19 protein-coding genes and 2 pseudogenes are annotated in these 19612 nt (G+C 73.8%); 9 read left to right on the forward strand and 12 right to left on the reverse strand.

The genetic code is table 11. The features are described from left to right. Positions 1–56 precede the first annotated feature (56 nt). Positions 57–965, forward strand: coding sequence for a Sco1979 family transcriptional regulator (locus ABZ312_RS07140; RefSeq protein ID WP_500324875.1), 909 nt, complete (start codon positions 57–59; stop codon positions 963–965). Between the two features lie 82 nt (positions 966–1047). Next, complete coding sequence (locus tag ABZ312_RS07145; protein WP_500324874.1) at positions 1048–1869, forward strand: SAM-dependent methyltransferase; 822 nt, start codon at positions 1048–1050, stop codon at positions 1867–1869. 290 nt (positions 1870–2159) lie between these two features. On the opposite strand, the gene ABZ312_RS07150 is transcribed toward ABZ312_RS07145, so the two are convergent. Together ABZ312_RS07150 and ABZ312_RS07155 are read right to left on the reverse strand one after the other, a co-directional pair. Continuing rightward, on the reverse strand, positions 2160–2426 hold the full coding sequence (locus ABZ312_RS07150) for a hypothetical protein (protein WP_500324872.1): 267 nt from the start codon (positions 2424–2426) through the stop codon (positions 2160–2162). A gap of 476 nt (positions 2427–2902) precedes the next feature. Further along, positions 2903–5526, reverse strand: a pseudogene (locus ABZ312_RS07155) (non-ribosomal peptide synthetase). A 276-nt stretch (positions 5527–5802) separates the two neighbouring features. Here ABZ312_RS07155 and sbnA point away from each other — a divergent pair. Further along, positions 5803–6813, forward strand: a complete 1011-nt coding sequence (gene sbnA / locus ABZ312_RS07160; protein ID WP_500324868.1) for a 2,3-diaminopropionate biosynthesis protein SbnA — start codon at positions 5803–5805, stop codon at positions 6811–6813. Positions 6814–6934: 121 nt separating this feature from the next. Then, entirely contained in the window at positions 6935–7864 is a 930-nt protein-coding gene (locus ABZ312_RS07165) for an ion transporter (RefSeq protein ID WP_500324866.1), read from the forward strand. Positions 7865–7909: 45 nt separating this feature from the next. Here ABZ312_RS07165 and ABZ312_RS07170 read toward each other — a convergent pair whose 3' ends face one another. Further along, positions 7910–8197: a DUF6480 family protein gene (locus tag ABZ312_RS07170; RefSeq protein ID WP_500436713.1), complete on the reverse strand. Its 288-nt coding sequence runs from the start codon at positions 8195–8197 to the stop codon at positions 7910–7912. Positions 8198–8481: 284 nt separating this feature from the next. On the opposite strand from ABZ312_RS07170, the gene ABZ312_RS07175 reads away from it, so the two are divergent. After that, complete coding sequence (locus ABZ312_RS07175) at positions 8482–9327, forward strand: patatin-like phospholipase family protein (protein WP_500324862.1); 846 nt, start codon at positions 8482–8484, stop codon at positions 9325–9327. Between the two features lie 135 nt (positions 9328–9462). Here ABZ312_RS07175 and ABZ312_RS07180 read toward each other — a convergent pair whose 3' ends face one another. The 3 genes from ABZ312_RS07180 to ABZ312_RS07190 all read right to left on the reverse strand — a co-directional run bounded on the left by ABZ312_RS07180 (position 9463) and on the right by ABZ312_RS07190 (position 12424). Continuing rightward, positions 9463–10191, reverse strand: a complete 729-nt coding sequence (locus tag ABZ312_RS07180; protein ID WP_500324860.1) for an HAD family hydrolase — start codon at positions 10189–10191, stop codon at positions 9463–9465. A 65-nt stretch (positions 10192–10256) separates the two neighbouring features. Then, entirely contained in the window at positions 10257–11537 is a 1281-nt protein-coding gene (locus ABZ312_RS07185) for an MFS transporter (RefSeq protein WP_500436715.1), read from the reverse strand. A gap of 35 nt (positions 11538–11572) precedes the next feature. Beyond that, positions 11573–12424, reverse strand: a complete 852-nt coding sequence (locus tag ABZ312_RS07190; protein WP_500324856.1) for a DUF3626 domain-containing protein — start codon at positions 12422–12424, stop codon at positions 11573–11575. An 82-nt stretch (positions 12425–12506) separates the two neighbouring features. Between ABZ312_RS07190 and ABZ312_RS07195 the strand changes: the two genes are divergently transcribed. Together ABZ312_RS07195 and ABZ312_RS07200 are read left to right on the forward strand one after the other, a co-directional pair. Continuing rightward, positions 12507–12941 (forward strand): hypothetical protein, encoded by a 435-nt coding sequence (locus ABZ312_RS07195; RefSeq protein WP_500436717.1) that lies wholly within the window; start codon positions 12507–12509, stop codon positions 12939–12941. Between the two features lie 302 nt (positions 12942–13243). After that, positions 13244–13609, forward strand: a complete 366-nt coding sequence (locus tag ABZ312_RS07200) for a hypothetical protein (RefSeq protein WP_500436719.1) — start codon at positions 13244–13246, stop codon at positions 13607–13609. 92 nt (positions 13610–13701) lie between these two features. On the opposite strand, the gene ABZ312_RS07205 is transcribed toward ABZ312_RS07200, so the two are convergent. The 5 genes and pseudogenes from ABZ312_RS07205 to ABZ312_RS07225 form a co-directional block, all read right to left on the reverse strand. Next, positions 13702–14157: a tellurite resistance TerB family protein gene (locus ABZ312_RS07205; RefSeq protein WP_500358628.1), complete on the reverse strand. Its 456-nt coding sequence runs from the start codon at positions 14155–14157 to the stop codon at positions 13702–13704. A gap of 94 nt (positions 14158–14251) precedes the next feature. Further along, positions 14252–15124 (reverse strand): aldo/keto reductase, encoded by an 873-nt coding sequence (locus ABZ312_RS07210; RefSeq protein WP_500324848.1) that lies wholly within the window; start codon positions 15122–15124, stop codon positions 14252–14254. 171 nt (positions 15125–15295) lie between these two features. Then, positions 15296–15628, reverse strand: coding sequence for a VIT1/CCC1 transporter family protein (locus tag ABZ312_RS07215; protein ID WP_500324846.1), 333 nt, complete (start codon positions 15626–15628; stop codon positions 15296–15298). Between the two features lie 76 nt (positions 15629–15704). Continuing rightward, positions 15705–15998, reverse strand: a pseudogene (locus tag ABZ312_RS07220) (VIT1/CCC1 transporter family protein); the annotation flags it as partial. 123 nt (positions 15999–16121) lie between these two features. Further along, entirely contained in the window at positions 16122–16544 is a 423-nt protein-coding gene (locus ABZ312_RS07225) for a hypothetical protein (protein WP_500436721.1), read from the reverse strand. A gap of 271 nt (positions 16545–16815) precedes the next feature. Between ABZ312_RS07225 and ABZ312_RS07230 the strand changes: the two genes are divergently transcribed. Next, positions 16816–17583: an NPP1 family protein gene (locus ABZ312_RS07230; RefSeq protein WP_500436722.1), complete on the forward strand. Its 768-nt coding sequence runs from the start codon at positions 16816–16818 to the stop codon at positions 17581–17583. A 56-nt stretch (positions 17584–17639) separates the two neighbouring features. On the opposite strand, the gene ABZ312_RS07235 is transcribed toward ABZ312_RS07230, so the two are convergent. After that, positions 17640–18497, reverse strand: coding sequence for an aldo/keto reductase (locus ABZ312_RS07235; RefSeq protein ID WP_499515961.1), 858 nt, complete (start codon positions 18495–18497; stop codon positions 17640–17642). A 169-nt stretch (positions 18498–18666) separates the two neighbouring features. On the opposite strand from ABZ312_RS07235, the gene ABZ312_RS07240 reads away from it, so the two are divergent. Next, positions 18667–19542: a LysR family transcriptional regulator gene (locus ABZ312_RS07240; protein ID WP_500356608.1), complete on the forward strand. Its 876-nt coding sequence runs from the start codon at positions 18667–18669 to the stop codon at positions 19540–19542. Positions 19543–19612 lie beyond the last annotated feature (70 nt).

The following is a 19612-nucleotide window of genomic DNA, read 5'->3' on the forward strand; positions in this document are numbered from 1 at the left end:
GACGGGCCCGGCGATGGAACACTGAATCCGCAACCAGTCGTCCAGGGGGATCCGACATGACTGCCGCCCGGCCGGGCCACGCGCCCGCCACCGGTTCGCCGCTCGCCGCGCAGCGCGGCGGGCCGACGGTGCTCCGCATCGTCCTGGGCACGCAGCTGCGCAGGCTGCGCGAGTCCCGGCAGATCAGCCGCGAGGCGGCCGGCGAGGCGATCCGCGCGTCGCACGCGAAGATCAGCCGCCTTGAGCTGGGCCGGGTGGGGTTCAAGGAGCGCGACGTCGCCGACCTCCTCACCCTGTACGGCGTGACCGACGCGCAGGAGCGCGCCGACCTGCTGGGGCTCGCCCTGCGGGCCAACACCCCCGGCTGGTGGCACCAGTACGCCGACGTCCTGCCGAGCTGGTTCGAGACGCACATCGGCCTCGAGGAGGCCGCCCACACCATCCGCACCTACGAGGTGCAGTTCGTCCCCGGCCTGCTGCAGACCGAGGCGTACGCCCGGGCCGTCACCAGGCTCGGCCACCCCCGCGCGACCGAGCGGGAGATCAGCCGCCGTGTCGACCTGCGGATGACCCGTCAGGACCTGCTCGCCAAGGCGGACGCGCCGCAGCTGTGGGTCGTGCTCGACGAGGCCTGCCTCCACCGCCCGCTCGGCGGCGTCGAGGTGATGCGCGGTCAGCTGGAGCACCTGATGAAGGTCGCCGCGCTCCCCAACGTGACGCTGCAGATCGCCCCGTTCGACATCGGCGGTCTGGCCGCCGCCGGCGGCCCCGTCACCATCCTGCGCTTCTCGGAGCCGGACCTGCCCGACATCGTCTACCTGGAGCAGCTGACGAGCGCGCTCTACCTGGACAAGCAGGACGACGTGGAGCACTACCTGACCGTCATGGACCGGCTCGCCGCCGAGTCGCAGCCGCCCCGCAACACCGGCCGGATCCTGACCCGCCTCATCGACCGCATGGGCTGAGCACCACCGCCGGGGGTGAACTGCCCACGACCTTCCCTAGGATGACGGTTGCCCGGCGTCATCGCGGAGAAGGATGGGTGTCATGACGGACGACGTCTCCTGGGTCGACCAGACCAGACCAAGCATCGCACGCGTCTACGACTACCTGCTCGGCGGCAAGGACAACTACGCCGTCGACCGGGAGATCGGCGACGTGTTCAAGAAGGACCTGCCCGGCTCGGTGGCGATCGCCTTCGCCAACCGCGCGGCACTGATCCGCGCGATCCGGGAGATCGCCACCACGACCGGTGTACGCCAGTTCGTCGACCTGGGCAGCGGTCTGCCGACCGCGGACAACGTCCACCAGGTCGCCCAGCGCCACTCCCCCGGCTCCACGGTGGTGTACGTGGACAGCGACCCGATCGTGCTCGCCCACGGCCGGGCGCTGCTGGAGCAGAACGACGACACGCGCGTCATCCAGGCCGACATCCGCGAACCCGAGGTCATCCGGAACCACCCGGACACCCTCGAGGTGATCGACTTCGACAAGCCCGTCGCCGTCATCCTCAGCGCCATCCTCCACCACGTCAACGACGACGAGGACCCGGCGGGCATCGTCGGCTACTGGCGCGACCAAGTGCCCTCCGGCAGCTACTTCTTCGTCAGCCACTTCCGGTCCGGCAACAACGCGGAGACCGCCGAGTCCGAGCGGATCCTCCAGCAGACCTTCGGCCGCGGGCGGTGGCGCACCGACAAGGAGATCGAGGACCTGCTGGACGGCCTGGAGGTCCTGGAGCCGGGGATCGTCCCCGCGTCGCTGTGGCGACCGGACGCGAGCGACGGTGTCTCCCGCATCGGCGACACCGAGCGTGAACTCACCGTCTGGGAGCGTCTCATCGCCGCCGGGATGGCCAGGAAGCCGTAACCGGCGGCCCTTCCGGGCTCGCCGCCGGCGCGCTCGTCCACCCGCCGCGTCGACCACGCGCCCGTGAACTCCGCGGCGGGCGCCGGGTCGTCCGGGCAGGGCAGGGCCGGGCACGGCGGGAAGAGCGGCCCGGGGCCGAACCGGGGGCCACTCCGGGGCCCCGGGACCGCTGTGTTCATCAGACACCCCGGGGCGCGATCCGGCGAGCCGGGCTGACCCACCCGGGGCCCCCGCGGCAACCCGGCCCGGTGCACGCGACCGTGACGGGGCGTCCGCGACGCCGGGGACGGTCAGCGGCTGTCGCCGTGCCAGTCCCAGTGGTCGGTGTCGCCGTCGCGAGGGGCGTACCGGGCGCGGCCGCCCGGACCGAAGCGGCCGATGTCGGTGCGCAGCTCCGCGCCCGCCGAGTGCTGCGGCGCGGTCCAGCCGGTCACGTCGAGCAGCAGTCCGTCCAGCGGGCCGCCGACCAGTTCCCGGTAGACGTGCCCCGGCTTGGGGCCGGGATGCGGGTCGTCCACGTCGGCACCGTAGACCCTGGGGTGTATCACCTCGTCCATGGTGTCCACGGTGCCACCCGGCACCGACAATCCCCGGGGAAGCAGCCTGCGCCGGCCCGGATGGGGGCCGGACCGGCGCGGGAATGAGGCGGGTGCCGGTCGCCGCTCCCCGGCGGCAGCGTGGGGGCCGGACCGCTGCGCGGTCCCCACGGCGCCAGGTCGCGTACTCCCGCCACCGGTCACCCGCGTTATGTGCAACCGCCGCGCGGACGATGCCATTCCCGTCGCCGGCGGCGGGACAGCCGCGCACCGGTGTCACTTGTGGTGCGCGATCGGTCACGCACGGCGTTTGTTCAAAATAGGGCATTCCGCTTATACCTGGATAAAGAGCCCATAAGGCCCGACATCATGCCGCCTCCCCGTGCACCCCTAGGAGTCCCGGATGTCCCACGGAGCACTCTCCGCTCCCGCCGTCCCGCATCCCGACCTGGCCGCGGCACGCAGCTGCACGGTCTGCCTCGGGTGGGGCACCCGGATCACGGCGCGGGGGCATCAACTGTGCCCCGCGTGCCAGCGACCGGCGGCGCCGCCGGTGCCGGGTGTCGACGGGCCGGTGCCGGCGGACCTCCGGCAGTGCCGGCCCCCGGCTGCCTGAGCTCCCCGTCCTGCGGCCCGCCCGCGCACCGCCGGGCCTCCAGCGTCCCTGCGAGGTCGGCCAGCACCGGGTGGGCGTTGACGTCGGCGGGGGTGACGTCGCGGTCCAGCAGGATCGCCAGGCGCACCGCGGCCAGTGAGGTGCCGCCCCGGTCGAAGAAGTGGTCACCGCGGCCGACGCGGTGCTCCGCGATTCCGAGCGCCTGAGCCCAGGCGGTGGCCAGGCGGCGTTCGGCCGCCGTGTGCGGGGGCTGGTGGGCACCGGCAGGCTCCGCACGGCCGGCGAGCGCGGCCAGGGCCTCGCGGTCGGTCTTCCCGTTGCCGGTCAGCGGCAGGCGCTCCAGCCAGTGGAAGGCCGCCGGGATCATGTAGGCGGGCAGCGCCGCCGCCAGGTGTTCGTGGAGCGCGGCCGCAGGTACCGGCCGGTCCCCGGTGCAGAAGGCGGCCAGCCGGCTCCCGTGGTCGGTCAGGACCACGGCGGCGTCATGGACGCCGTCGGCGCGCGTGAGGGTGTTCTCGATCTCGCCGATCTCGATGCGGAAGCCCCGGATCTTCACCTGGTCGTCGGTCCGGCCGAGGAACTCCAGCCGGCCCCCGGGATGCCAGCGACCGACGTCACCGCTGCGGTAGAGCCACGCCCCGGGGTGGTGGGGGTCGGGCAGATAGGCCTCGCGGGTGCGCTCGGGGTCGTTCACGTAGCCCCGGCCGACGCAGATCCCCGAGAACGCGATCAAGCCGGGGGCGCCCAGCGGGACGGGCGCCAGGTGCTCGTCGACGACGTACACGCGGACGTTGTTGACCGGCCGGCCGACGGGGACCCAGTCGGACGCGGGGGGACGGTCCATGACCGCGTGGTTGGTGTCGTCGCTGGTCTCGGTCAGCCCGTACGCGTTCACCAGCCGGGTCCCCGGCACGGCGGCGAACCAGCGCTCGACGAGGTCCTTCTTCAGCGCCTCCCCGGTCACCGAGACGCAGCGCAGGTCCGGCAGGCGCCGCGGCCGGCTCTCCAGCGCGGACAGCACGACGTCCAGGTGGGAGGGGACGAGCTGCAGCACCTCGACCGGTTCCCCGGCGACCGCGTCGAGGAAGCGGTCGGCGTCCAGGACCACGTCCTGCTCGACGACGAGGACCCGCCCTCCGGCCAGCAGCGGGGCGGTCAGCTGCCACAGCGAGATGTCGAAGCTCTGCGGCGCGGTCTGCGCGACGACCTGGCCCTCCCCGATGCCGAGGTCGTCGATCTTGGCGTAGAGGTGGTTGAGGAATCCGGCGTGCTCGCACATCGCGCCCTTGGGCTCCCCGGTCGAGCCGGAGGTGAAGTACAGGTACGCCAGCTGGTCGCCGGCCACGGGGACACCGGGATCGGACGGCGGGTGATCCTGCGCGCGGGCCTCCTCCACGAAGACGGTCGTGGTGCCGGGCAGCCCGTGCAGGGCGCGTTCCAGGGCCTCGGTGCTGCCGTGCTCGGTGATGACGGTCGTGCAGGCGGCGCGGGTGAGGACGGCGGCGATCCGGCCGGGCGGCAGGTGCGGCTCGACGGGCAGGTACGCGCCCCCGGCCTTGAGCACGGCCAGCACCGCGGCCAGCCAGTCCAGGTTCCGCCCGGTGACCACCGCGACCACGTCCTCGGCCCGCAGCCCGCGGGCCAGCAGGGCGTGGGCCAGGCGGTTGGCACGGGCGTTGAGCTCCCCGTACGTCCACCTCCGGCCGGCGTGGACGGCCGCCACCGCCTCGGGCCGGCGAGCCGCCCGCTCCTCGAAGAGCTCGTGGAAGCGCCGGTCTGGCAGCCTGCGCCGGGGCCCCGCCATGCCGTCGAGCTGCAGCCGGGTCTCCTCCGCCGTGAGCAGGCTCTGGCGCGCGTGCTCGGCGTCGACGTCGGTGGCCATCAGGGTGAGGGCGGTCAGGTGGTACCGGCGATCCGGGCTGCCGCCGGTTCGTCCAGCACGTCGGTGCGGTAGCCCAGCTCCAGTACCGGACGGCCCTCGTGGGCGCCCAGGCCCACCCGCAGCACCGTGGACCGGTCAGGTGCCCCGTCCGCGCCGGCCAGCCCGGCGCCCACGCCCGCCGGGTCGCAGACGGTCTCGAACAGCGGGCCGGTCATCCCGAGCTCCCGGCTCAGCTCACCGACCGGGTAGTCCTGGAAGGCCAGCACCTGCGCCTCCACCCGGTGCGTGGCCAGCACCAGCCCGCGCCACGTGGCGGCGGCCGCCGACAGCCGGCACGGGAGCACCCTCCCGTCCTCGACGGCGTAGCCGGTCACCACCTCCGCCTCCCCCGACAGGGCCGCCAGCACCTTGGCGTGCGCGGCCGGCAGCATCGAGCGCAGCGGCACGCCGAGGCGGTACGCCTGCCGTCGCAAGGCCGCCACCAGCCCGTCCGGGAGCCCCAGCCGGTGCACGGCGGTGCCCGGTGGGGACGGCCGGCAGGTCCAGCGCGGTATCGAGGTGAACCCGCCGGTGGTCACCATGGAGTGCCAGAACCTGCGGCCGGTGTGGGCGTACGTGTCCATCGAAGTCGTCCTTCCGGTGCGATGCGGTGGCGTCGGGTCGTCGGTGTGCCGGGGGCGCCGCCCTCCAGTAGGCACCGGCGCCGACGGCCTGTCCTGCCCCGGCAATTCGGTACTTGACGTGTCGGCGTACGTCCCGACAATCCGCCCGCCCCGCCCGTTCGGCGCCCGCCCGTAACGGCGCTCCCGGACGGCGTCAAGTCACGGATTCCGGTGACATGACGGACAGCTCCCGATGGGTGTCACTGGGAGCACGACCACCCCCGGAAGGGAGACACCGTGCCGGTCATATCCGCACCCCAGGACTTCAACGAGGACGATCTGTACGTCGACCTCGAACCCGTCCTCGCGCAGCGGCTGTTCCTCAAGTGCGAGGGCTTCAACTTCGCGGGGTCGATCAAACTCAAGGCGGCCGCCGCCATGATCGGGGCCGCCGAGCGCAGCGGACGCCTCGGGGCCGGCTCGGTCCTGGTCGAGTCCTCGTCGGGCAACCTCGGCGTGGCCCTGGCCGTGATCGCCGCGAACCGGGGCCACCGCTTCGTGTGCGTGACCGACACCCGCTGCAACCTGGCCACCCGGCAGATGATCGCCGCCCTCGGCGCCGGGGTGCACCTGATCACCGAACCCGCTCCCGTCGGGGGCTGGCTGCGGGCCCGCATCGACCACGTCCGCGCGCTGTGCGCCGCCGACGACGGTTACGTGTGGCTGAACCAGTACACCAACCCCGACAACGGCCGGGCCCACTACAGGACGACCGCCCCGGCCATCGCCGCCCGCTTCCCCGCCCTGGATGTCCTGTTCGTCGGCGCGGGCACGACCGGCACGCTGATGGGCTGCGCCCGCTACTTCCGCCGCCACCATCCCCGCGTCCGCGTCGTGGCCGTCGACACCGCGGGCTCGGTCACCTTCGGCGGCGCCCCCGGCCGGCGCATGATCCCCGGGCTGGGCACGAGCGTCCGCCCGCCGCTGCTCGACACCGCGTGCGTCGACGAGGTCGTCCACGTCGCGGAGGCGGACGCCATCCGCACCTGCCACCGCCTGGCCCGCCGCGGCTTCCTCTTCGGCGGCTCCACCGGAACCGTCGTCAGCGCCGCCACCGACTGGCTCGCCGACCGCGGCCACGACGACCTCACGGCGGTCGCCATCGCCCCCGACCTCGGCGAACGCTACCTCGACACCGTCTACCACACCCCCTGGGTCAGGGACCTCTACGGTGACGACGCGCTCGCCGGCCCCGACGACCCCGCACCGCGCCCCGCCAGTGCCTCCACCGCCACCCCGGCCCACTGAACCACCGTCGCCCGAACGGCAGTTGAGTGCGCCTGCGGACCCGTGGGCCCGCCTGCCGGCCATAAGATCCACTTCAGTCGGGTCAACAGGCAGGCGGCAGCGGAGGACCGGGTACACGTACATGGCCGAACACATCGCCACTCCCCCGGGCCGTGCGCTCGCCGTGCGCTGCCGTCGCGTCGTCGACTCCGAGTGGTTCGGCGTCACCGTCTTCGCCCTCGTCCTGGCCAACGCGGCCGTCCTCGGCGTCGAGACGTACGACGGCATCGCGGCACGCTGGCACGGCCCCCTGAAACTGGTGGAGCACGCCTTCCTGGCGGCCTTCACCGCCGAGGTCGTCCTACGGGCCTGCGCCCACGCCGACCGCCCCGGGGACTTCCTCCGCGACCCGTGGAACATCTTCGACCTGGCCGTGGTGACGCTGGCCTACCTGCCCTTCGCGCGCGAGAACACCACGGTGCTGCGTCTGCTGCGGATGGCCCGGGTCGTGCGCGCCGCCCGCTTCCTGCCGCAGCTGCGCATCATCATCGTGGCCATCGGCAAGAGCCTGCCGGGCACGGTCAGTTTCCTGCTCGTCGGCACGATGCTGCTGTACGTCTACGCCATGACCGGCTGGGTCTTCTTCGCCGACGACGACCCCGAGCACTACGGGTCCGTCGGGCGGGCCGCCCTGTCGCTCTTCCTGCTGATCACCCTCGACGGCATCGGCGACGCCGTCCGGGGCGGCCTGGAGATCTCACGTTGGAGCCTGCTCTACTACGCCTCCTATGTGCTGCTCGGCTCGTTCGTGCTGGTCAACCTGCTCATCGGCGTGGTCATCAGCTCGCTGGAGGAGGCCAGGCAACTGGAGCGCGAGCGCGAGTCGCCGCCCCGGCCGACCGAGGGCGAGCCGCCCCCCGACCTACGGGAACGTCTCGCCGCCGCCCGGCGGGCCCTGGACGAGCTGGAAGCCGGGCTCGATCTCGTGGGCGCGCAGAGCGCGGGCCCCGTAGCCGCCGTCCCGGCCGCCCCGTCCGGCGGGCGTCAGGCCGGGTCACCGGCCCCGACCTGAGGACGGGCGCTCCGGCGTCCTGGACCATGTGCCGCCGGCGACCGGTCAGAGCGTCAGGACCCGGCCGAACATGCCCACGGCGATCAGGAGCGTGACGGCGAAGATCGCCACCAGGGCAACGATCTCCCAGGTCTTCGGGACCTCCGGGGGCTCGGTGTACGAGATGCCCGCGGTGGTGCTCTCCTCGCAGGCCGGCGTCGGGGTGGGCGCCACCCGGTCCCGGTGCGGGCGCAGGGCCGGCGCGGGCTGCGCCCCGGTGCCGGTCGTGACGCCGAACGCCGGGCCGATCGTGGGGCCGATCACCGGCCGGGGAGGAATCAGTGTCTTGGACATGCTCACCACTCCGGACGTTCCTGTGGCGGACGCGGGAACCGCTCCGCATGGCGTCACCTCGGGCCGCGGCGGCCGGGGTCCACGGAGGTCTCCGCCGCACACCGCCCGGGCGATTCATCTTATATCCGCATGAAGGGATCCACGATCAGGGATCCCACGTGACCAGCGCGTCACGCTGGGTGGCCGATGACACCCGTCCTCCTCGCGGGACCGGACGATCCGGCCGCCACGGGAGAGGATGGGACGAGGGCCGACGAGGGCAACGCCGAGGGAGAGGACGGAAGATGACCGACGCACTGGTGCTCGGTGGCGGGGGCGTCGCCGGGATCGCCTGGATCACCGGACTGCTGGCGGGGCTCGCGGACGCGGGGCAGGACGTGTCAGGAGCCGACGTGCTGGTCGGGACGTCGGCGGGGGCGACGGTCGCGGCGCAACTGGCCAGCGGGCTGTCGCTGCAGGAGCTCTACGCCCGGCAGACCGAGCCGGAGCTGCAGTCGGCCGAGATCATGGCGGACGTGGACCTGGCGAACTTCGGCGCGGGCATCGCCGACGTGCTGCAGGGCGCGGCCTCCGTCCCCGACATGCGGCGCGCGGTGGGCAGGTACGCCCTGGACGCCGAGACCGTGCCGGAGGCGGAACGGCGGCGGGTGATCGAGTCCCGTCTCCCCTCACACGACTGGCCCGCCTCCCGGACGGTACGGATCGTCGCCGTGGACGCGGAGACGGGGCAGCCGCGCGTCTTCGACGGCTCCTGCGGCGTGGGCCTCGTGGACGCCGTCGCGGCGAGCTGCGCCGTGCCGGGCATCTGGCCCCCCGTGACGATCGAGGGGCGCCGCTTCGTCGACGGCGGCGTACGGTCCGCCACGAACGCCGACTACGCCGGGGGCGCGTCGCGCGTGCTGGCGATCGCGCCGATGGGGACCACGGACCTGTTCCCCAGCGAACTGCCCCTCGAGCGGGCCCTGGCGGAACTTCGGGCCGCAGGCGCCGAGGTCGCGGTGGTCGAACCGGACGAGGCGTCACTGGCGGCGATCGGCACGAACCCGCTCGACCCCGCCACCCGCCGGCCCGCCGCCGAGGCCGGACGGGCACTGGGGCGCGCGCTGAAGATCGAGTGGAGCCGTGCGTGAGCACCCCGCGGGTGGCGCAGGGACCTCGCCCTCGCCCCTCCCCGAACCAGGAGTCCTGAAGGAGGCGGCCAGGCAAGGAGGCGCGGCCCACCTGCCACCGCTGGTTCAGCTCCGTGTGAGGTGCCCCACGGCCGCTCACGACCGCACCCCGGCCAGCCGGAGCACCGCCTCCAGCCCCCGGTGCCCGCCGGGGGCCGCGCCTGCGGGCAGGACGTACGAACGCAGTCCCGCGCCGGCCGCGCCGCCGTCCTTGGCCGGGTGGTCACCCACCATGAGCGTCTCGGCCGGATCGACGCCCAGTTGACGGCAGGCGTGCCCGAACAGGACGGCGTCGGGCTTCTCGGTGTCGTACGCGTAGGAGTGCACCCACGCCGAGAAGTGGTGGTCGAGCCCGTGATGGGCGAAGGTCGGCCGCAGATCCCAGCCCACGTCGCTGACGACGCCCATGGCGATGCCCGCACCCCGCAAGGCTTCCAGCGTGGCCGCGGCGTCGGCGTACGGCACCCAGTGGCCGGGCGCCCGCAGCTGCTCGTAGAGCGCGTCGGCGTACGGGGCGAGTTCGGCCACGGAGGCGTACCACGTCGTGAAAGCGTGACGATGCGCCGTCGAGGAGACGTCCCGGCCCCGTTGCGCGCGCACCACCTCGGGATCCGTGAGCCCCGCCTCCAGCCCGTCCAGCAGCCGGTCCATCTCCGCATCGCCCACGGGCCGTTCCAGCACCGCGCGGATCCGGTCCGCGTACGACGCGATCTGGAACAGCGTCCCGGAGAAGTCGAAGAGAACGGCACGCACGGGTGCGGACCCACGGGCGACGACCGCGGCACGCAGGGGCCCTTCGGGGCCGCAGACGGGAGGCTGTGTCATTCGATCTTCCTACCGCACGCCCCACGGCAGCCACCAGGCCCCGCGGAGGGCCGGACGGTGACAGCTCAGGACTGCTGCTGGGTTCTGCGCCGGGGCAGCCCCTCCTCCCCGCTCGCCGGCAGGCACAGCACGCGGACCCGACGGCGCACCAGCGGAACCACGGCGGCGCCGAGCGTGACCAGGCCGCAGCAGGCCAGCGCCGGCCGCACGCCGAAAGCGTGGGCCATCGGCGCGGCCGTCAGGGAGGCCAGGGGGACGGGGGCGAGCTGGAGCAGGGTGGAGAACGCGATGACCCGGCCGAACGCCTCGTCGGGAACGCGGCGTTGGAGCAGCAGGGTCCACACCGTCGACACCAGTGCCTCACCTGCACCGGCCAGGAAGTACCCGGCCCCCACGGCCGGAAGGCCCGTACCGGCCGCCATGGTGAGCATGGGCAGCGCCATCAGCGCGGTCCCCGCGCAGAGCAGCCGGCCCACGCGGCGCACGTGCCACCACAGCGCCACGGCGGCGCCCACGAGGATCCCCGCGGTGAAGCCGGTCATGGCCAAGCCCCACGCTGCCGCACCACCCATGTGTTCCTCCGCGTAGGCGGGCCCCAGCGTCTGGAACGACACCAGCCAGACGGGCACCACCACCGTCCCCTGGACCAGCAGCAGCCGGAGCCACGGACGCGCGGCGATCTCCCGCCATCCCTCGCCGGGCCGCAGGCCGCCGGTCCGCCGGCGCGCGTCGGGCAGCCGCGGGGTGCGGAGGCGGGTGGAGAGGAGTCCCGCGGCCAGGTACGTGGCCGCGTCCCAGGCGATGGCCCACTGCGGCCCGGCCGCCGCCACCACGATGCCGCCCAGCGCCGGGCCGGCCACCTTCACGGAGTTCTGCGCCAGCCGCAGCAGCGCGTTGGCCTGCCGGAGCTGTTCCGGCGGGACCACCGCACGGAGCACCCCGCTCGACGCGGGCCCGATGAACGCCCCCGCCACGCCACCGAGCGCCGCCGACACCGCCAGGTGCCAGACCTGGGCGGTCCCGGACCACACCAGCGCAGCCGCGCAGCCCTGCCCCACGGCGGCGACGACGTTGGCCGCGACCAGCACCGTGGACCGGGGCCACCGGTCCGCCACCGCGCCGCCGACCAGCAGCAGCGCCGCTCGCGCGGCCATGTCGGCCGCCAGCACGACCCCGAGCCCGCCGACGCCCCCGCCGATCCCGAGCACGGCGAACGCCAGCGCGATCGGCGAGACCGCGGTCCCGGTCCACGACAGCACCCGCGCCGCGAAGTGCCGCCGGAAGAGGGGACCGGACAGCGGAAGCCATGCGGCGGTGAAACGGGCGGTGAAGCGTGCTGAGGTCATCGTCCCCATCCCCCGATGCGTTGTCCGACGCGGCGTCAACTTCGGGCGCCGTCCATCCCGAAGCGGGCGAGGCAGTGCCACACCTTCTTGAGCGCCTGGGGGTCGTGGCGGCCGGTCGCGGCGGCCGTGCCGAGGACGCGGGGGTCGAGCAGGCCGTCGACCGCGATCCCGGCGCCCAGGTCCACGTACTCCCGGCCGCGGTACGCGGGGCGAAGCCGGAGTTCCTCGACGGTGAGCCGGAAGCCGCCGTGCCACTCCACGGGGCAGGGCAGCCGGCGGGCCGCGTCCTCGACGGCGGTGCCCCGGTAGCAGGGGTCCAGGACCAGCGCCTCGACATCGCGGTCCAGACGGACCGGTCCGTGGACCTGTGCCTCGATGTAGTCGTCGAGGGCGTCCCTGGAATCGGCCAGGGCGAGCGCGACCAGGCCCATGCGGTCCCCGACGCCGAAGTCCGAGGGTTCGAAGAAGCTGTCCGGGTAGCAGAAAGTCGTCCGGGTCACCGTCCCTGCGCTCAGGCGGAAGTGGGCGGACCCGAACCGCGGCGCGGCGCCGACCGTCTTGCGGCGGAAGTTCAGCGCCCCGTAGACGGGGCGTTCGGCGGGCGGCGCGGCATCGTACGCACCGTTGAAGATGCGGCTCTCCCACCGCCACCGGTCACCGCCCGGCCGGGCGGTCAGGCCGCCGTTGCTCGTCCCCGTGACGAACTGCGAGTGGTAGACGCCGCCTTCGGACAGGGCCTGCAGCACCGGCTTGCCCCGCGCGGCCCGGTCCGGGTGGAAGTTCAGCGTGACCCGCAGCGCCGGATCCACCGGAGGTCCCGACGACAGCCCCGCGACGTGCCGCAGGGCCCGCTCCCGCGGGGTCGGGGCGGTGGCGTCGGTGGTCATCCACGCAGTGTCCCGCGGACGACGGGGAGTTCGCACATCCGCATCACCGGCCAGGCATGATGTGTCCATGCGGAGATCATCTTTGGGTTCAGTCACCGTCGCCCTCGCCCTGACGGCCGTGGCCGGCGCCTGCGGGTCGGGGGACAGCAACCGGGCACGCGGCCTGGCCCGTGATGCGTGCGGGACCTACGAGATGTTCCTCCCCGGCGGCTTCGACACTCCCGAAGACCGGGACACCGTCCGCGAGCGGGACATACCCGCTCTCGAGGAAAGTGCGCGCGAGGCCGCCCAGGCCGCCCGCCTCGACTCGGACTGGCGGGAACTCGCCCAAGGGCTGTCCAGGACGGTGGAGTGGGCCTCGGCGAGCCTCGAACTCGCCGACCTGAAGGCGGATGTCGCGCCGACGTCGGACGGCACGGACGAGGCGGACGCACTGCAGGCCCGCGTCCTCAGCCTCGGCAGCGAGCTCGACGCCCACGATCCCCAGGCGCAGTGCCAGAAGGCCCAAGCCTCCTGACGCCGGGAGTGGCCGACGCGGCCGGCCGCGGACGACCCCGGCCGACTCACCGGCCACGACGCACCTTCACGCGGGGCCGCCCAAGTGGGCGGGGAGGAGGCGCAGCACGTGGTCGATGCTCTGTTCCGGGGTGTCGCCCTCCGTGCACACGACGTGCGTCGCGACGGCACGGCACATGGGGTCGTGGAGCCATGCGCGAGGAAGTCATGGCCGTCGGTGATCCAGTCGGTCCCCTTGGACGCCATCGAGCGGCGGCGCAGCACGGTGAGGGCGCGCTCCGGATCCGCGGCGGGGAGCAGCAGATGGACCGCGGTGCAGGGGTGGAGGGCGGCGCGGACCTGTGCGGCGTGGCGGGGGTCGGCGTAGCTCGTGTGGCCCGCGCCGAGCGCGACCACCGCCCCGGGGTGGTCGGCGAGGACCCGCCGCACCGCGTGGACCCGGGCGGGCTCCCACTCGCGTTCGGCTGCCACGCGGCCGAGGGCGGTGATGCGCTCGCGCAGGCGCGCGACGCTCCAGCCGACCTCGCGGTAGTAGGTGTCGGCGACCGCGTCGAGGCCCGTGAAGGGGCGCCCGAGCCGGGCGGCGACGCCCCGCCCGACGGTCGACTTGCCCGTCGCGGCCGGGCCCACGAGGACGAGCAGCGGTGCGGCTTCCATGGCGGGCCATGATGCTGCATCCCCCGCGGCGGGGGGAGGGCCGGGACGCGTCGGGCCGCCCCCGGTCCCGGGGGCGGCCCGACGTGCGCACCGTGCGGGGAGGGTCAGAGGTCGAACTCCGCCGGGGCCAGGTCGAGGGCGTAGCAGGCCTCGCGGACGACGGCCTGCTCGGTCTTGTCGAAGTTGCCGTCGGCGCCGCCGATGACGATGCCGATCTGGATGACGGCCCGCGCCTCGGCGGGCTTCTTCCTGGCCTTGGCGATCTCCTGGAGGATGCCGACCTTGCCGAAGTCGAAGTCGGCGGTGAGTTTGTCGAGGCAGTCGTCGAAGCGCCGCTGCAGGTCGGCGGCCGGGAAGTTCTGCAGGACCTCGTTGGTCGCGATGAGCTGCGCGACGCGCTGTCGTTCGGAGGGGTCCACGGTGCCGTCCGCGGCGGCGACCAGGGCGCACATCGCCATGCTCGCGTCGCGGAAGGCGCCGCTCTTCAGGTCGTTCTTCTTGGCGACGAGCTGCGTCTGCATCGTCGCGGCCGAGTCCTTGATGCGGTCCCAGAGGGCCACGGTCTCTCCTCAGGTGATGGTCCGGCGTTCACCGAGGAGGTAACGCAGGACGCGCGGCGCGAGTGCCGCGCCGCGCGGCGGCCGCGCCCTCGCGTCAGACCGCCGTCGTCAGCGCCTCGTACTGCTCGTCGGTGAGCCGGATACCCGCTGCGGCGATGTTGTGCTCCAGGTGCGCGACCTTGGACGTGCCGGGGATGGGCAGCATGACCGGGGAGCGCCGCAGCAGCCAGGCGAGGGCGAGCTGGGACGGCTGGGCGCCGTGCGCCTCGGCGATGCGGTCCAGGGGGCCGCCCTTCCGCGCCAGTTCGCCCGTGGCAAGCGGGAACCAGGGGATGAAGCCCATGCCGTGCCGCTCGGCGTGGGCGAGGACGTCCTCGGCCGCCCGGTCGGCGAGGTTGTAGCGGTTCTGCACGGAGACGATGGTGGCGGTCCTCGCGGCCTCCTCGATCTGGGCCGTGGTCACCTCGCTGAGCCCGATGTGCCGGATCTTGCCCTCCTGCTGCAGCGCGGCGAGTTCCCCGACCTGGTCGGCGATGGGCACCTCGGGGTCGACGCGGTGCAGCTGGAGCAGGTCGATGCGCTCGACGCCCAGGTGACGCAGGCTCAGCTCCACCTGCTGCCGCAGGTACGCGGGCCGCCCGACCGCGACCCACTGTCCGGGGCCCGGGCGGGCGAAACCCGCCTTGGTGGCGATCACCAGGTCCTGCGGATAGGGGTGGAGGGCCTTGCGCAGGAGCAGTTCGGCGGTGAAGGGGCCGTAGGCGTCCGCGGTGTCGATGAAGGTGACGCCGAGGGTGACCGCGCGCCGCAGGACCCGTACGGCCTCGTCGGGGTCCGCGGGGTCGCCCCACACGCCCTCGCCGGTCAGCTGCATCGTCCCGTAGCCCAGCCGGTGGACGGGCAGGTCGCCGCCGAGGTCGAAGGTGCCGGAGTCGCGGGCGTCGGCCTGCGCGCTCGTGGATGTCATGGGGGTCTCCTCGCGTCGTGCCGGCGGACGGCTGCTCACCAGCTTCGGGGCCGCGTCCGCTCCCCGCTCGGCGGACTACGCCGACCGGCGCCCCCCGGCCGGTCCCTCAGCTCACCGCCTGCCCGCCCAGGGCGCCCAGGGCGTACGTCGCGGCCGAGGCGGCGGCGACGATCAGCGGCTGGCGTGCCGCGGTCCAGGCGGCCTTGCGGGGGCCCGCGCCGGAGCCGAGGCGCCGACCAGGAGCGAGGCGAGGGCGGTCACGGCGGCGGACGCGGCCGTCCCGGAGGTGAGGAACCACGGCAGCAGCGGCACGAGGGCCCCCGTCGCGAAGAGCAGCGGCGAGCTGACGGCAGCGACCATGGGCGATCCGGCCTCCCGGGCGCTGACGCCGAACAGGATGCGCAGGGTCGTCTGCCGGGTGGTGCGCTTGGCGGCGGCGATGCCCCCGCCGGCCCGGACCGCGGTCTCCTTGTCGGGGCCGCGGTCGCGCATGCGGCGCGTCATGTGCGCCGGCACGACGAGGGGGCGACAGCGTCCACGCCCGGTGGAGCGCGTCCTCCATGCCGCCGGCGATCTCCCGCCGGCCGCGTACGGAGACCCGCTCCCCCGCGGCCATGGACAGGGCGCCGGCGAGCAGGCTCGCGGGGCCGGTCAGCCGTACCGTCCCGGGACCGGCGCTCGTACCCGCGACGCCGAGGATCAGGCAGAGGTTGGTGACCAGGCCGTCGTTGACGCCCAGCAGGGCGGCCCGCCGCCGCCCGCGACGCGGTGGGCGGTGCGGGCGAGCGCGGCGAGTTCGGACTCTGCGGCGGCGTCGCCCTGCGCGCTGCGCCGGGCGGGGGGTCCCAGCGCGGCGCGAGCACCGAACGGTCAGGACCCGTCGATGCCCTGCACAGCCTCCTCGCCGTTCGTCGCATCAGGCTGCGGTCGTGACCGGTGCGGGGGCGGGAAGGGCGGCGGGGCGGTGTGCCGGGCCCGCCGGGGGAGCGGCCGGCCGTCAGCCGACCGCGTCCTCGAGGCTGTCGTGACCGGTGGCGGCGAGGATCGACTCGCGGACCCCGGGGCAGCCCTGCTGCGCGGCGGCGTCGAAGTCCGCGGCCGTGCGCGGCTGCTGCTCCGGGTGGTCGGAGACCCAGGTGGCCAGGTCGATCGCCAGGGCGGCCTGCGCCCCGACGTCGGAGCCGATGTCCTTCACCTTGGGCTGCTCATCGGTGAGGAAGGCGCAGAAGGCCGCGGCGTCGACCGGGTTGCCGTCGCCGTCCTTCGCCGGGTCCTGCGCGGAGGCGCTCCTCGACGCGCTCGCGCTCGCGTCCGGCGCCGGCGTGCCGGCGGAGGGCGATCCGCCGCCCGCTTCGGCGCCCTCGCCGCCGCACGCGGTCAGGAGCAGCAACAACAGGGCGGCGGGCACTGCGTACTTCATGGTTCCCCCTCCTTCAGGACGCCCCCACGACGTCCGGTGCCGCCATCCAACGCCATCCGCCGGCGCATGTCCCGCGGGCACACGGGTTCGGTGCCCGACGGTGACTGTTCCGGGACGTCGCGGCCGTCCGGCCCTGCCCCCGCTATTGGTTGACGCTTCATCACCGGGACATCCGGCGAGGCTCGACGTGTCACCGCGGTTCGGGAAAGATGAGCCGAGCATGTCAATCAGGCCGTGCATTCCCCCACCGCGGTCGACCAGGAGGAAGCAAGTGAAGAGAAGCTCGCGTACCGGCAGGGTCCCGGCTGTCGTCGGCAGCGCGGTCGCGCTGGTGATCGCCCTTCCGGGGACGGCGTTCGCCGCCCCGCCCCCCGCCCTGCCCGCCAACGCGGACGGCCTGGAGCAGACGTTCCAGCCGGCGTTCGACTACGACACGGACGGCTGCTACCCCACCCCCGCCATCGGCCCCGACGGCACCATCAACCCGGGCCTCAACCCCACCGGCGCCCTGAACGGCAACTGCCGCGACCAGTCGGACCTGGACAACACCAACGGCTACGCCCGCTACAAGTGCAACAACGGCTGGTGCGCCATCATCTACGGCCTCTACTTCGAGAAGGACCAGGCCATACCCGGCATCAGCCTCGGCGGCCACCGCAACGACTGGGAGCACGTCGTGGTCTGGGTGAAGGACGACCAGGCCCAGTACGTGTCCACGTCGGCGCACGGCAACTTCAACATCTACGGCCGCGACCAAATCCGCTGGGACGGGACCCACCCCAAGGTCGTCTACCACAAGGACGGCGCGGGCACGCACTGCTTCCGTCCCGCCAACACCAACGACGAGCCGCCGGAGAACCACTACCACGGCTGGCAGTTCCCCGACCTGATCGGCTGGAACGGCTACCCCGCGGGCCTGCGCGACAAGCTGAGCCAGGCCGACTTCGGCAGCGCGGTCTTCGGCCTGAAGGACGGCAACTTCAACGGCCACCTGGCCAAGGCCAAGCCGGCGGGCATCCCGTTCGACCCGAACGCCTGACGCGTGCGCCGGGACGGGGCGGCGCACCGCCCCGCCCCGTCCCGGGCACGGCCGTGTCAGACGGCGTCCAGCTCCGCGATCTCCTCGGCGGTGAGCACGAGTTCCACCGCGGCCACCGAGTCGCGGATGGTCTCCGGCCGGCTGGAGCCGGGGATCGGGATCACGTAGGGGGACTTGGCGAGCATCCACGCCAGGCACACGCGCTGCGGGCTGACCCCGTGGGCCTGCGCGACCCGGGCGAACGGCGCGTAGGACGAGCCGAGTTCGCCTGCCTGGGAGATGCCGCCGAGCGGGCTCCACGGCAGGAAGGCGATGCCGAGCTCGTGGCACAGTTCGAGCTCCGGCTCACTGGAGCGGAAGGCCGGGGAGAACTGGTTCTGCACGGAGACCAGCCGGCCGCCCAGGATCTCGTCCGCCTGCCGGATCTGCTCCGGGTCCGCGTTGGAGACGCCGGCCATGCGGATCTTGCCCTCGTCGAGCAGGTCGCGCACCGCGCCGACGGACTCGGCGTACGGGACCTTGGGGTCGGGGCGGTGGAACTGGTACAGGCCGATGGCCTCCACGCCCAGCCGGCGCAGCGAGTCCTCGCAGGCCCGCTTGATGTGCTCGGGCGAGCCGTCGAGGGTCCAGCGGCCGTCGCCGGGGCGCAGGTGGCCGCCCTTGGTGGCGACCAGGACGTCGGAGCCGCGTCCGTGGGACGCCAGCGCCTTGGCGATCAGGGTCTCGTTGTGGCCGACCTCGTCGGCCCCCAGGTGGTAGGCGTCCGCCGTGTCGATCAGCGTGACACCGGCGTCGAGCGCCGCGTGGATGGTGTCGATGGACCGCGCCTCGTCCGGCCGGCCCTCGATCGACATGGGCATGCCGCCCAGGCCGATCGCGCTGACCTCGGTGGCGCCGATGCGGCGAGTCTCCATGTGTCCGTGGCCTTTCTCGGCTTGCGTCTCGGTCTTGCGCACTGATGGCGTGCCGGCACGGCCGGAAACGGGCCGCAGCCGTGCGGGCACGCACCCAAGCCTCGCCGGAGCTGCACCCACACGTCCAATAGAAGAAAGCGAACACATTCAGGAGCTAGGCTTCTGAATCATGGAGCTACGCCATCTGGAGTACTTCGTCGCGGTCGCGGAGGAGCACCACTTCACCCGCGCCGCCGAACGCCTCATGATCTCGCAGTCGGGTCTGTCCGCCTCCGTACGCGCCCTGGAGCAGGAGCTCGGCACGCCGCTGTTCGTGCGCAGCACCCGCAGCGTGGAGCTGACCGCGGCGGGCCGGGCCCTGCTGGACGAGGCCTGCCGCACGCTGGCGAGCGTACGGGCCGCCAAGGAGGCCGTGGCGGCCGTACAGGGCCTGATGCGCGGGGTGCTCACCATCGGCACCGAGCAGTGCCTGGCCGGCGTCGACGTGCCGGCACTGCTGGCCCGCTTCCGGGCCCAGCACCCGGGCGTGGAGGTCCGGCTGCGGCAGGCCGGGTCGGCCGCCCTGGTGCAGGACATCACCAGTGGCCGGCTGGACGTGGCGTTCACGGCCCTGAGCGGCGAGGCGCCCGAGGGAGTGCGGCTGATGCCGATCACCCGGGCCCCGATGGTCCTGCTGTGCCACCCCGGGCACCGGCTGGCCGGGGCGGACTCGGCCGGCTGGGCGGACCTCGGCGGCGAGGAGTTCGTGGACTTCCACCCCGACTGGGGCGCGCGCGGGCTCACCGACCGGGCCTTCGCCGCGAACGGGGTACCGCGCCGGGTCGCCCTGGAGGTCAACGACGTGCACAGCCTGATCGACCTGGTCCACCACGGGCTCGGGATCGCCGTCGTGCCACGGCCCATCGCCCGCAAGGAGCACGCCGCGGGACTGCGCACCGTGACGCTGGACGGCGCCGAGGACCACGTCTGGGAGGTATCGGCCGCCCTGCCCCAGGAGGACCGGGTCTCCCCCGCCGCCCGCAAACTGCTGTCCTACCTGCCGTGACGTCACCGTCCACGCCTTCGCCGGCGGCCCCGCCGTGGACCTGCGGGCACCCGCAGCCGCGCGCACACTG

It is taken from the genome of Streptomyces sp. NPDC006207, from assembly GCF_040613835.1.
In the GTDB taxonomy this organism is placed as follows: domain Bacteria; phylum Actinomycetota; class Actinomycetes; order Streptomycetales; family Streptomycetaceae; genus Actinacidiphila.

Coding starts and splice junctions, on each gene's coding strand:
- ABZ312_RS07140 (WP_500324875.1), top strand. CDS start 57: ATGACTGCCGCCCGGCCGGGCCACGCGCCCGCCACCGGTTCGCCGCTC.
- ABZ312_RS07145 (WP_500324874.1), top strand. CDS start 1,048: ATGACGGACGACGTCTCCTGGGTCGACCAGACCAGACCAAGCATCGCA.
- ABZ312_RS07150 (WP_500324872.1), bottom strand. CDS start 2,426: ATGGACGAGGTGATACACCCCAGGGTCTACGGTGCCGACGTGGACGAC.
- ABZ312_RS07165 (WP_500324866.1), top strand. CDS start 6,935: ATGGCCGAACACATCGCCACTCCCCCGGGCCGTGCGCTCGCCGTGCGC.
- ABZ312_RS07170 (WP_500436713.1), bottom strand. CDS start 8,197: ATGTCCAAGACACTGATTCCTCCCCGGCCGGTGATCGGCCCCACGATC.
- ABZ312_RS07175 (WP_500324862.1), top strand. CDS start 8,482: ATGACCGACGCACTGGTGCTCGGTGGCGGGGGCGTCGCCGGGATCGCC.
- ABZ312_RS07180 (WP_500324860.1), bottom strand. CDS start 10,191: ATGACACAGCCTCCCGTCTGCGGCCCCGAAGGGCCCCTGCGTGCCGCG.
- ABZ312_RS07185 (WP_500436715.1), bottom strand. CDS start 11,537: ATGACCTCAGCACGCTTCACCGCCCGTTTCACCGCCGCATGGCTTCCG.
- ABZ312_RS07190 (WP_500324856.1), bottom strand. CDS start 12,424: ATGACCACCGACGCCACCGCCCCGACCCCGCGGGAGCGGGCCCTGCGG.
- ABZ312_RS07200 (WP_500436719.1), top strand. CDS start 13,244: ATGGACCGCGGTGCAGGGGTGGAGGGCGGCGCGGACCTGTGCGGCGTG.
- ABZ312_RS07210 (WP_500324848.1), bottom strand. CDS start 15,124: ATGACATCCACGAGCGCGCAGGCCGACGCCCGCGACTCCGGCACCTTC.
- ABZ312_RS07215 (WP_500324846.1), bottom strand. CDS start 15,628: ATGACGCGCCGCATGCGCGACCGCGGCCCCGACAAGGAGACCGCGGTC.
- ABZ312_RS07225 (WP_500436721.1), bottom strand. CDS start 16,544: ATGAAGTACGCAGTGCCCGCCGCCCTGTTGTTGCTGCTCCTGACCGCG.
- ABZ312_RS07235 (WP_499515961.1), bottom strand. CDS start 18,497: ATGGAGACTCGCCGCATCGGCGCCACCGAGGTCAGCGCGATCGGCCTG.
- ABZ312_RS07240 (WP_500356608.1), top strand. CDS start 18,667: ATGGAGCTACGCCATCTGGAGTACTTCGTCGCGGTCGCGGAGGAGCAC.